The organism is Pseudobacillus wudalianchiensis, from assembly GCF_001685015.1.
Lineage (GTDB): Bacteria > Bacillota > Bacilli > Bacillales > Domibacillaceae > Pseudobacillus > Pseudobacillus wudalianchiensis.
This window is the reverse complement of record NZ_MAYT01000006.1, coordinates 70,114-82,463: the sequence shown is the minus strand read 5'-3', so window position 1 is coordinate 82,463 and position 12,350 is coordinate 70,114. Positions and strand designations below refer to the sequence as shown.

9 protein-coding genes are annotated in these 12,350 nt (G+C 37.5%); 5 read left to right on the top strand and 4 right to left on the bottom strand.

Translation table 11 applies throughout. The annotated features are described in order from the left end of the window. Positions 1-815: 815 nt before the first annotated feature. A complete protein-coding gene (locus A8F95_RS06965; RefSeq protein WP_065409890.1) occupies positions 816-2,195 on the bottom strand; it encodes a sigma-54 interaction domain-containing protein in 1,380 nt (459 codons plus the stop codon). A gap of 291 nt (positions 2,196-2,486) precedes the next feature. Between A8F95_RS06965 and A8F95_RS06960 the strand changes: the two genes are divergently transcribed. From A8F95_RS06960 to A8F95_RS06945, 5 genes are all read left to right on the top strand, one after another. Then, positions 2,487-4,124: an amidohydrolase gene (locus tag A8F95_RS06960; protein ID WP_065409889.1), complete on the top strand. Its 1,638-nt coding sequence runs from the start codon at positions 2,487-2,489 to the stop codon at positions 4,122-4,124. A 183-nt stretch (positions 4,125-4,307) separates the two neighbouring features. Continuing rightward, a complete protein-coding gene (locus tag A8F95_RS06955) occupies positions 4,308-5,888 on the top strand; it encodes a BCCT family transporter (protein WP_065409888.1) in 1,581 nt (526 codons plus the stop codon). 45 nt (positions 5,889-5,933) lie between these two features. Next, complete coding sequence (locus tag A8F95_RS06950; protein ID WP_218060665.1) at positions 5,934-7,520, top strand: zinc-binding metallopeptidase family protein; 1,587 nt, start codon at positions 5,934-5,936, stop codon at positions 7,518-7,520. 564 nt (positions 7,521-8,084) lie between these two features. Then, positions 8,085-8,291, top strand: coding sequence for an aspartyl-phosphate phosphatase Spo0E family protein (locus A8F95_RS23185; RefSeq protein WP_342669943.1), 207 nt, complete (start codon positions 8,085-8,087; stop codon positions 8,289-8,291). Positions 8,292-8,809: 518 nt separating this feature from the next. After that, the gene (locus tag A8F95_RS06945) at positions 8,810-9,913 is read left to right on the top strand and encodes a GerAB/ArcD/ProY family transporter (protein ID WP_065409886.1); all 1,104 of its coding nucleotides are present in this window, start codon (positions 8,810-8,812) and stop codon (positions 9,911-9,913) included. Positions 9,914-10,186: 273 nt separating this feature from the next. Here the strand turns inward: A8F95_RS06945 and A8F95_RS06940 are convergent, their stop codons facing one another. From A8F95_RS06940 to A8F95_RS06930, 3 genes are all read right to left on the bottom strand, one after another. Next, complete coding sequence (locus A8F95_RS06940) at positions 10,187-10,744, bottom strand: cysteine hydrolase family protein (protein WP_065409885.1); 558 nt, start codon at positions 10,742-10,744, stop codon at positions 10,187-10,189. Between the two features lie 211 nt (positions 10,745-10,955). Continuing rightward, complete coding sequence (locus tag A8F95_RS06935) at positions 10,956-11,567, bottom strand: YitT family protein (protein ID WP_245671175.1); 612 nt, start codon at positions 11,565-11,567, stop codon at positions 10,956-10,958. 188 nt (positions 11,568-11,755) lie between these two features. Next, positions 11,756-12,295, bottom strand: a complete 540-nt coding sequence (locus A8F95_RS06930) for an MgtC/SapB family protein (protein WP_065409884.1) — start codon at positions 12,293-12,295, stop codon at positions 11,756-11,758. Positions 12,296-12,350: the final 55 nt, after the last annotated feature.

Here is a 12,350-nt window from a genome sequence, read left to right as displayed (position 1 = left end):
AAGCCATCTCGACAGGAGATCTGCTTGTTGAATTGAAATTAGAAGACCAAAAGCAAAAGTCATCAAAACAGGGAGCCGCTAGCAAGGCGATCAGTACAGTATGAGAGACAACTCATCAATATAGATAATGTTAGTCAGTCTATGAGATCTATTAGCTTTCAGGCCAAGATGAAAGTTATAAAATATTCCTCAAAAAGGCACGCTCGATAAAAAGCGTGCCTTTTTGAGGAAATACCTTAACAGTTATCTCTTGATATAAACATAAAATGAAAGGTTGTAGCGCAAAGATTGCACTTATACTATAAGTAGGAGACCTACATAAAAGAGCTAGGTTCAATTCTCCTGAGCTCATCTATACAAATATTTTAAGAATCAATGCTCTACTTTAATTGTATGACTACGGGCGTCTCTTTTCGTTCTTCTACTACTTAATTGCTTTGTGATAGGTGAGATTCTTTAATTGGAAGCATTGAAACATAAAAAAGACCGCAAAGAGTTCTCAAAAAGCTGTTTTGTTACCTTTTGGTCTCTTGTGTGGATTATATAAAAACCTAGGAAAAGTCTAACAAACAGTGATATTAGAAAAAGTTGTTGAATATCCCTTTCATATCCCCTTATTTAGAGTTAATGTCCCCACGGTTTTATCATGCTTTATCTGACCCCGTAGAGGCAGAAATCCTTTATGCTCTTTCTCTATTTTAAAATACGAAAAAGGGTGAATACCTTTTTCGTATTCACCCTTTTGTAGACAAACTGAGACTCTATTAGGAGTCTATCTACCTCTTTCAAATAAATGCAATCTCTACATCAGAACCTTAAGAATAAAAATGAGCTTTATACTTCTGCATTTTTCTAACAACTGTAGGCTGACTTACTCCTAAATATTTAGCCATTTCTGTTGTGCTGCTGCACTTTTGTTTTGCTTTCTTTAATATATTTAACTCGAGATCATCAAGCAACTCATACATTGTTTTCTTTCCAATATTGTGCAACGGATTTGAATTGTCCACTAACAAGACTTTTTCCGGCAAGTGGTCGGGAAAGATTACAGTAGAGTTAACAGTTAAAATCAGCCTTTCCATAATATTTGACAATTCTCTTATATTACCGGGCCAGGCATAGCGCAATAAAAGGTCAATTGTTTGGGGATCAAACTCCTTCTTTTTTTTATGCAGATGATTAAATTGATTTTTGAATAACAAAATCATTTCTGAGAGATCCTCTTCCCTTTCTCTCAATGGAGGAATAAACAAGGGAATGACAGATAGACGGTAGAACAAATCTTCACGAAATGCTTTTTCTTTAACTTTTTTTTCTAGGTTGACATGGGTAGCAGCAATTAATCTGAAGTTCACATGTCTAGGTTTACTTTCTCCAATTTTAAAAAATTTCTTTTCCTGTATAAGAGTTAGAAGTTTTACTTGTAGATTTAATGGAAGTTCTCCTATCTCATCTAAAAATAAGGTGCCGTTTTCAGCTTCTTCCACTACTCCTTTTTTGCCTTTTGAATTGGCACCTGTAAAGGATCCGGGAGCGTAACCGAATAGCTCTGATTCCAGCAGATTTTCAGGTAATGAGCCGCAATTAACTTCAACGAATGATCCCTTTCTTTCACTGTTGTCGTGGATAAACTTGGCAAGTACATTTTTTCCGACACCGGTTTCCCCAGTAATAAGGATAGTGGCATCCGAATCGGCTACCATCAGGGCGGTATTTAAAATTTGTTTCATTTGTCTGCTAGCTGCAACCATTTGGTTTGTCCACTTTTTTGAATTTTTTAAAGAGGCTAGTTCATCTTTAACTTTTTTCAATTCTAATTCTACTTCTGCTACATAAGTTTTTAGCTTTTCAAAATCCGTTATGTCTTGAGAATAAGTCACAACATATTGGATGTCCCCTTTTTGGTTAAAGATGATATCTCCATTTACGAGAAGTTTTTTTCCAGCAGTGGTGCTTTGTATAATGGTTTGTCTCTTGTTTTTTTCAAGAACCAGCCGTACTACAGAGGGATAAAAAACTCGCTTTTGCTCTAGTTCATAAATAGATTTACCCAATAATTCTTCTTCCCTTAAGCCAAACCAATATTCACTGGAGCTGTTAGCATAAACAATTCTACCTTTGGGATCGGTAATAAGGACATCATTATATACCCCGTCTAAAATTTCTTCCCAAAACTCTGAAACAATTGAGCTCATTTTTTACTCACCCCATAGTTCTTATACTAAAGTGTATAGATTCCTATTCTAAAGTGTATAGGTGTATAAAACGCTTACATACTATTGAGTTTAGAATATTTAATAAATTATATACCAAAGTGAATAAGGTAAAAAGCATTTTTCCTATTAAACCGTGATAATACTCGGGTAGTTAAATTGGCATGCTTATTGCAATGTATATGAGCATAAAGGCAGACGTTATATAGAAAGGTATTTTTTCTACCTTAATCAGTGCCTAATTAATTCAATTACAGAATGGAGTTATGAAAAATGGAGAATAAAACGGTAATTTTTACAGGTGGATCTATTTTAACGATGGCAAAGGATATGTATGCAGAAGGGATCGTTGTTAGAGAGAACAAAATAGAATTTGTAGGATCGCTTGATGAGTGCAGGAAAAGAGCTGGTTCTTCTTATAAAGAAATTGATCTTCAAGGTCAGTGTTTGGTTCCTGGATTTATTGATCCCCATGTTCATGTAATGATGCTTGGCATGTGCCATACATGGGCCGATATCAGTTATCCGAAAGTGAAGAATATAGATGATCTAGTTAACACTTTAAGGGAGTATGCCGAAAACCTTCCTGAAGGTGCACCTATCCGCGGTTTTGGGTTCGATAAACGTAAATTAGTGGAACAGCGTTATCCTACTGCCCAGGACTTAGATAGGGTGGCAACGGATCGTCCTGTTCAAATCATGAACAGCAGCGGTCATTGTAATGTGGTGAATCACTACTTGCTCAATTTAATTGGAGTGAATAAAGATACTTTGGATCCACCCGGAGGTTCGTTTGGAAGAGATTCAAACGGTTATCCAAACGGACCATTGTTTGATAGTGCCAACGATTACCTGGCACAGAAATTTGGAGTGAAGCCTGGTAATCATGGTCCGAATATCCATATGCCTGATACGCAGGATAATTTGCAGACAAATATTAAAGTAGGTCAGGAATTATTATTATCCGCTGGCTTTACAACTGTAAATGATGTTCAGGTAACGAAGCAAGAAATGGAGTCTTATTTAATTGCACGTGACAGTGGATTGCTAAAAATTCGTATTGAACTTTCTTTCTTATCTAAGTATCTGGATGACATTAAAAAAATGGGGATCTGCTCTACATTTGGTGATGAGCAGTTAACGATGGGGTCATTAAAGTTATATGCCGATGGATCTTTAATTTCTGGGACTGCTTATATAAGCAAGGAGTATAAGGATCATGAAAGAACAAAGGGATATTTGTTCCATGAACCAGATGAGTTCAAGCAATTGCTGATAGATGCCCATAAATATGGATTGCAAACCCTTACGCACGCTCAGGGAGATGGAGCTATTGAGTTAGTTTTACAGGCTGTGGAAACTGCTCAAAAAGAATGTCCAAGACCAGATATGCGTCATAGAATCGAACACTGTGGTTTGCCTGTGAAAGAACAGGTTAAGAGGATAGCAGAATTAAAAATTTGGCCGGTACCACAGCCACAGCATGTATACCTTTATGGTAACGGTGTCGTGCAAGCTGTTGGTGAAGAAGGAGAAAATTATTCCCCGTACGGCTGGTTTAAAGAGTATAATGTTCCTGTTGTTTTATCTTCTGATACACCAGTAGCTTTTCCTAATGCATTTGAAGCTATTTTTGCAGCTGTAACCCGAAAAACTGCGCAAGGAAATATAGTAGGAGCCGACCATAAAATTACGCTGGAAGAAGCATTAAAGGGTTACACAATTGAAGCCGCAAAAGCTGTTCATAAAGAGAACTTAATAGGTTCTATTGAGCAAGGTAAATTGGCTGACTTTGCCATTCTTGATCGAAATCCGTTTGATGTGCAAGAAGAAGAACTGGCAAGTATATCAGTTGTCGAAACCTGGATTTCTGGAAAGCAAGTTTTTGCTAAAGAAAAAAGTTTGAATTAGAAAAAGTATTTGCAACGAACATTTTTGTATCTACACTTCGAAGCACTCTTTTATAAACAATTACAGCTATCTAAGAGTGCTTCTTAAAAATTATTCCGCATTTTTAATATTAAAAATGTCAGTATGCAAATTGATCATCACCTATTTCAGAAAATTCTAACTAATAAGAGTGGGGGAGCATTAGTGAAAAAAAATCAAACGGTTTTGATAACTTCTTTGTTATTTAGTTTAGCTTTTGTATTGTTTGGAATATTAAAGCCTGAGAAACTAGGTGAGTTTTCTTCATACTTCTTGCTTTTTGCGAATGATTATTTTGGTTGGTTCTACATTCTTTCTGCCACCTCTTTTGTTGTCATTTGTTTATATGTTGCCTTTTCCAAGTATGGAAAAATTCGTTTAGGAAAAGATACAGATCGACCTGAGTTTAGTACAGGGTCTTGGATTGCCATGTTATTTAGTGCTGGACTGGCTATTAGTTTGTTTTTTTGGGGAGTAGCAGAGCCTGTAATGCATTATATGTCGCCGCCAGTGGGTGAGGGGCAAACGCCGGAAGCAGCTAAAGCAGCAATGAAAACAGCGTTCTTTCACTGGGGATTACACAGTTGGGGCACTTATGCTATTGTCGGTCTCATTATCGCGTATTTTCATCACCGTAAAGGGTATCCCCCTCTTGTAAACTATGCCTTTTATCCTTTGTTAGGAAATAAAGTCCACGGACCTATAGGGAAGTTAATAAATGTTTTAACGATTTTTGCTATATTATCGGGACTTGTCACGTCACTCGGTTTAGGCGCAAAGCAATTGGGGGCTGGGTTGAATTATGTATGGGGTATCCAAAATACTTCCCTCAATCAAATTTTGTTAATTAGCTTTTTAACCGTTCTATTTATAACATCCGCTTATTATGGCTTAGATAAAGGGATTAAAAACCTATCAAATTTCAATATAGTATTAGCCGTCGTTATTATGACTGTCATTTTTATTTTAGGGCCTACCAAACAAATTCTTCAAATATTTGTAGCAGGTACAGGAGAGTATCTGCAAAATATCGTGGGCATGAGTTTACGTATGGAGCCTTTCCTGCCAGATAACACGTGGCTTTCAAACTGGACGATCTTCTACTGGGGCTGGGCGGTTAGTTTTGCTACATTTGTAGGCCTCTTTGTGGCCAGGATCTCAAAAGGCAGAACAATCAAAGAATTTATTATTGGATCAGTCATTGTACCTTCTTTGGCAACAATGATTTGGTATTCCGTTTTTGGAGGAAGTGCCCTTCATTTTATTCAGAATTTAGGGGATATAGATTTAGCAAATAAAGTGATGAATGATGTAACAACTGCCTTTTTCTACTTTTTGCAGTATTTTCCTTACAGTTCGATTTTAATTGTATTGACTCTTATTTCATTGGTAATCTTTTTTGTCACTTCAGCTGATTCTACAGTTTTTGTTTTAGGAATGCTAAGTGAGGAAACTAGTGACCCTTCAAATAAAAGCAAAATCTTATGGGGGCTTGTGATCGCAGGTTTGGCAATTGCCTTGCTCTTGAGCGGAGGCTTGAGTCCTTTACAGTCCGTGTCAGTTGCTGCAGGGCTGCCATTTACTCTTATTATATTATTCATGTGTGTTTCTTTCTTTAAATCTTTAAGAAGAGAAATAGGAGTGGAAAGTAATAAAGAAAACACTATGTCTAACCACTTTAATAAAGATAGCATGGCTACGCAGGATGGGGTTTCAGCAAGTGGGGGAGCTAAGCGAGTCAATTAAATGAGATTCTTTAAAAGGTGAATGAAAAGAGAAAGGGGTAAAGGCGTGAACAGAAAAGAAAAAGAACATATTTTGGATTGGGTTGAAAAGAATGAAAAAAGTCTTTCGGATTGGAATCAGGTTATATGGAATTATGGGGAGACCGCTTGGAGAGAATATCGTTCAGCTAAATGGTATGTAGACAAGTTAAAAGAAGAAGGATTTGAAGTGGAAGAAGGAAGCGGTGGGATGCCGACAGCGTTTTGCGCCACTTGGAGCAAGGGAGAAGGAGGTCCTGTTATAGGTGGCTATGCAGAATATGACGCGATACCGGGGAACTGTCAGGCAGCAGATACAATAGAAAAACCAAGAGATGGGCTAAGTAAATATGCTGGAGGCCATACTGATCCCCATTCTGCTCTTGGAATTGGCTCACTCGGTGGATTTCTCGCAGCCAAAGAGGCAATGGAAAAGTTTAATATAAAAGGTACTCTGAAGTTTTTTGGAGAGCCGGCGGAAAAGGTGAGGGGTTCAAAGCCTATTCATGCTGCTAAGGGATACTATGATAATTTAGATGCTGCAATAAGTTTTCATCCGTTTTACATGCTTCCTCTTTGCAATACAACACGTTGGGATACTCATTGTGCTGTTGCTTATTCAGTCATGTACACATTTACTTGTGACAATCCAGAAACATGGCTTTCAGCTGCAGGCAATACGCCAATCCCAGTCGCTCATGCCACAGCACGTTGTCCCGGCGCAACAGACGCAGTAGTTAATATGTATACACTCTCCAAAATGTATCGAGAACACATGTTATCTAACAATATGGGATGGTCCATGAATGAAGCTATTTTGAATACCGGTCAGGCGACCGCAGATAATATTCCGGCTCAAATGGCACAAATTTACTATTTTATCCGTGTGCCTGATATTGAAATGGCAGAAGCTGTTGTAAAGATTCTCGATCAAAACGCGGAAAGTGCAGCAAAAGGTGCACATTGTACTTGGAAAAAAGATTGGGTGACCAAATCGCGAGCGGGATTAGCCAATCATGTAATGGCAGACGTGACATATCAGAACTTAAAACTTGCTGGTGCACCTAAATTTGAAGGGAAAGCAATTGAAATTGCTCAAGAAATTCAGAGAAACCTTGGAATCGAGCCTATGGATCGACCTTATATGGATGAAATTGAAGAGTTAATGGATCCCAAAGAAGCAGAACGAAAAATGCGCACTATTCTTCCGTCTTGGCAACAACACTTTACTTCGGATGATTATACAGAATACTGTTGGCACGCTCCGACAGTTCGTCTCTATATTGGCAGGCCAACGCTTAAATCTCCCGACGGGATATACAAATATCCAAACTGGGTGATGAACGCACTAGGGGGAATTCGAGAATGCATTGATCCAATGATTATGAGCGCTTCTAAAACGATTGGCATGACGATTCTTGATTTATTGGTAAAACCGGAAGTACTGGAAGCTGCCAAAGAGGAATTTCGCGAAAGAACAGCAGGCGGTACAGATGGCGCAAAGTGGATTGGTCCGTTATGTGACTATGCCCCCCCAATCAAGTTTCGTTGGCCTGAATACATTTCAACAGAGAGAGGTAAAAATGAGTGGGTTATACCCGCTAATGAAGAGTAAATTTATTTGAAGAGCTATTGGCTCTGGTGCAAAACTTCAAAATATCTGCAAGTATTCTCTAAATCTTGGACATACTGATACTATTACTCTAAAAAAGAAGTGTGATCAGTATGGAAAAGCAAAATCTATCCAAGTGGGAACGATAGAAGAGCGAGGATTATCAACGGCTCAGGGGAGAACTTATTCGGTAATGCATAAATATAATTCAGGTTATTGGGAGATTAAAAGTATAGATAATCCTAATTTCGTTGAGGTGATGAAGGGTAGAGAATTTTAGAGGCGCACTGAATGTTATACATGTACTTCATCCGGAAAAACTGTAATTTTAGGGCCAATTCCGGCCCTTTTCATCGTTTTAAGGGTACTATATTGTAAATAAACATTATGTTTCCCAAACAACAAAAGCACTATGCTTTAACAGAATAGCGCCAAAGATACTGCGTATTCTCAACGGGCTTCGACAGTTTATAGCTTTTATCTCTTCAAGCAAATAAACAGTCATATTTTTAGAAAATTTGTCGAACCCATTCCAAAATATTTGAAAATCCAGTATATTTTTTCCTGTTGTCTGTTTTATTTATAAATAAATTAAATGGGAGAGAAGTACAGTTGGAAACACAAAAATCTTGTTGTGATGTAGTAACTGAAATTAACAATTTACGTAAAGCAATGATAGCAACTGGCATGTCCAAGGGCCTTAATGATAGGGAAACTTTAAAACACAGCCAAGAACTTGATAAACTAATTCTTAGATATCAAATGGAATGTTAAGGCTAAATTAAACTGTGGTGGGACAAGTTGTTATTGATAAGAAGCCAATTGTTTGAGACTGGAAATCAACTTTTTATGTATTAAAACTTCCTCAGTGCTGCAAATTAGCATTTTCTTGATGATGCCTCTGCAAGAAAAACAGTAATAATCATTATAACGACTGGCTAATCCTACAGGTAACTCTCTGTTTATCTGGATAGCTTCTTTCTCATTAACATAAACATGATTTTTTAGTTAGTGATCAAACAGTCTGTAATATTTAAAGCAGGCCTTGTCTACGGTCCCAAAGAAGTACCAAGCTTATGCTGGTACTTCTTTTTATATTTTTTAAATACTGCTAATATCATACATACCCTTTGTCAGTTCGTTCTTCAATTTAATGCTTAAATAATTCAATAGGGCTGTATAGTTATAATTTTTACAAAAAGCGTTTTAATTCTACTGCGGTTTGACTATGCTAAACAGTAATTGAATTATCTTGACAAGTTGAGGAGCAACTTAAAAAGGAAGGTCATTATATGTTGCCATTGCCGCCAGAAGCTCGAAAGGTCTCTCCTTACTTGGTTTTTTTTCTGATTATCACTACACAAATCGGAGTAGGGATTCTTGGGTTTGAACGATACATTGCGAAGCCAGCTGGGTATGATGCGTGGATTTCTATCCTTATTTCGGGTCTTTCTGTAAACCTTATTATATGGATGACTTATTATATTCTTAATAAAGGAAATAACGACATTACTGTGATCCACAAAGATTTGTTCGGCAAGTGGATTGGAGGGATTCTTAGTTTACTGTTTGCGGCATATATGGTTCTTATGTTTATTACTGTCCTGCGCACCTATATTGAAATTATACAAATTTGGATGTTTCCTCAACTGCAGACATGGTATATGGCGCTAATAATGGCTATTACTGTTTGGCTGTATGTAGTTGGAGGGTTTAGAGTCCTCGTAGGGCTATGCGTTCTGAGTTTTTTTATTACACTTCCTTTATTGCTGCTAAAAGGTTTTGCTTTCAAGTCACTTCAGCTTTCTTATTTATTTCCTATTTTGGACAGTTCCGCAAAAGAACTGCTTGCTGCTTCTAAAATCATGTCGATTAATTACACAGGATTTGAAGTGATTTTCTTTTGTTACCCTTTTATAAAAAATGCTCCGCGCTCTCAAAAATGGGCCCAGTATGGAGTCTTTTTCACTACCTTTGTTTATGTAATAACAGCTCTTATTTCCTTTATGTATTTTAGTCATGGTCAGCTGGAAAAAACGGTTTGGGCTACGTTAACATTATGGAAGATTGTTGATTTTCCGTTTTTAGAGAGGTTTGAGTATTTCGGAATTTCCCTTTGGTTTTTTACTATTCTTCCAAATTTGTGCTTGTATCTTTGGGCTGCAACAAGGGGACTGAAACAGTTGTTTTCCATTAAACAGAAACACAGTTTAACCCTCCTGCTTTTTATCGGCAGTACAGCCGCTCTTTTCTTTAAAGACCGTTTACAAATTGATCAGTTAAATACGCTAACAGGCTCTGCCAGCTTTTTTATCTTATATGCCTACATTCCATTTATTTTCTTGTGTCAATTAATGAAAAAAAGATCAAACAAGAATAGTGGAAATCAATTTTAGAGAAAGTTGGAATACATTTGATTGCTTTGTTTACAAACACAACGTTAACCTGACCACATCTGTATACATATGTATAAATGGATCAAGTCATGATAAATTAATTTATCGGTATAAATTTTAGAAAATAGGGAAGAATAATAGATGTCAATAATGATGAAATTCCCCCTGTTTTGCACGCTTGAAAGCTCAAGCGTGTTTTTTTTGTGAAGAAGCTAAAAATGGTTGAACATAGAAACACCGTCCATTTACATGAACGGTGTCTTGAATAGTTGTTTAATTGGTTACTTTAGCAAGGAAATCGTTGGTCGTCTTGATAGTGGCGTATAGACTTCCGAGAGCTGCCATAAAGGCACAATGTACATCTTCAGCCTTAATCGTTTTATCATTAAAAGTAAGATCAGGGCACGTACATGCATCCTCAATGACTGTACAGCTAAAGTCGAGATCAACTGCTGCACGGCTGGTGGCATCTATACACATATGACTCATCATGCCAACGATGACGACATGCTCAATGCCTTTTCTTTTTAATTCGGCTTCTAGGGGAGTATGCAGAAAACTGTTTGGAAAATGCTTTTGAATGACCGTTTCTTTTTCTAAGGGTGCCACAAGTTGATGAATGTTCACTCCTTCTGTATCAGGAGCGAAAAATGGTGCTTGTTTATCGTTAAAAACATGTTGAATATGGAAAAGCGGGAGATTATTTTCACGAAAATGGTCTAGGACAGCCCGTGCATTTTGTGCAGCTTTTTCTGTTTCATGGAGCGTCATTTTGCCACCCGGAAAGTAATCATTTTGAATGTCAACCAATATTAATGCTGTTTTATCCATCTTACTTGCTCCTCCCTTATAAACACGATTAATCGTTACGTAAGTATAAATTCGCCGTTAACAAAAAATACCCTCTATCTTCTTTTCTTTCTTCCTTTCAATTTAATAAGAGGCCTCTTTCATGATTTTCTGTCTTAAACAGGGGAAAACGATCGGACAGTAAAAAAAGAATCACCACTGATTTGTATGAAACAGAGTCAGCGGCAAATACCTAAGAAACATGAATCTGGTTATCTTTCTTTCTAACCGAGTGCCTTTTAAAAGGCAGAGAAATCGTTTTTGTAAGATCCATCGCTTTTCCCATAATAATAGAAGCAATGAATGTATAGAAGGCCGTCATTAAGTCCATTAGGAAGGCTCCAAGAAAAAGAACACAAAAGTCAAATGCAATATGGACAGAGCCGATCTTGATATTTGGATATCGAAGCTGAATCAGCCAAGCTAATAATCCGACGCCTCCGCTAGTTAAACCTTGACGGAAAACGAGCCCTGATCCAACACCGAAGAGAATGCCTCCGATTAAAATTCCTTCCCACAGTGGGGGATGAAAGAAGGAACGGAGTGGAGAAAGAAGATCAAGGGATAAAGAAAAAAAGCCTGTGACAATAAGGTTTTTCATAACAAAGCTTTTGCCGATATATTTCCAGGCAAGAAGAAATAACGGAATGTTGAGTAAAAGCACTACGAGACCAACACTTATATGGAGAGTGTAGTGGGCGAGTACGCCAAGGCCAGTGAAAGCTACGCTAAATAGCTCAACAGGGATAAACGCAGTGTTCACTCCTAAAGACATTAACATACAACCAATAAATGAAATAACCACACGGATCCCTCCTGCATTTCTCTACTAGTTTCATAGGGTAGGTGTTTTTGTAAACAACGTAATATAAAGAAGCGGCAGCAAGTTTTGAAGGGGAGGAAGGGTATCTCGACATGATCAAGTTCCTCTCTAAAGTAAAAAATAAAAGCCAGGTTCTATCATATCCCAGAACCCGGCGGAAAATTTTTTCTCTATCCTTGCACATCAGTACTTCTTTGTAAAACAAATTTTCTTTTTTTCTTTCTTTCTTTCTCTCTTTCTGATTGAGTGTACCGATACTCGATCACTTTACTGATTTTAGCTGATATAAAAGTAATGAATACGGCTGCAAATACAAGACCATAAAAGCCAGCTCCGATTCCAATGCCTACTCCTCCGGCAAAAAATATCATAGCTGCTGATGTTAATCCTTTTACACGCAACCCATCCTTCAAGATAAGGCCGGCTCCTAGAAATCCTAGACCCGAAACAATTTGTGCAGTAAGACGCATTGGATCCATCCGGTTATTAATATTAGAGCTTCCAAATACTTCTGCACTGTAAATTGAAACGAGGGTGATTAACGTACAGGATACGGAAACATACGTAAATGTTTTTAATCCAGCAGGCTTATTTTTGGCACTTCGATCCCAACCTATTAACATCCCGAGCAAGGCGCTGATGATTAGTCGAATGTATATTTCTAAGTTTTTCAAGATATGCTCTTCGTAGAAGATCCCTAAATGCTCCATTTTTGTATCCTCCTTTACAGGCAAAGCGCTGCCTATATTTCGAAGAGTCTTTATG

Excerpts from the sequence above, each read along its gene's own strand:
- A8F95_RS06965 (WP_065409890.1), bottom strand. The coding sequence starts at position 2,195 with ATGAGCTCAATTGTTTCAGAGTTTTGGGAAGAAATTTTAGACGGGGTA.
- A8F95_RS06960 (WP_065409889.1), top strand. The coding sequence starts at position 2,487 with ATGGAGAATAAAACGGTAATTTTTACAGGTGGATCTATTTTAACGATG.
- A8F95_RS06945 (WP_065409886.1), top strand. The coding sequence starts at position 8,810 with ATGTTGCCATTGCCGCCAGAAGCTCGAAAGGTCTCTCCTTACTTGGTT.
- A8F95_RS06940 (WP_065409885.1), bottom strand. The coding sequence starts at position 10,744 with ATGGATAAAACAGCATTAATATTGGTTGACATTCAAAATGATTACTTT.
- A8F95_RS06930 (WP_065409884.1), bottom strand. The coding sequence starts at position 12,295 with ATGGAGCATTTAGGGATCTTCTACGAAGAGCATATCTTGAAAAACTTA.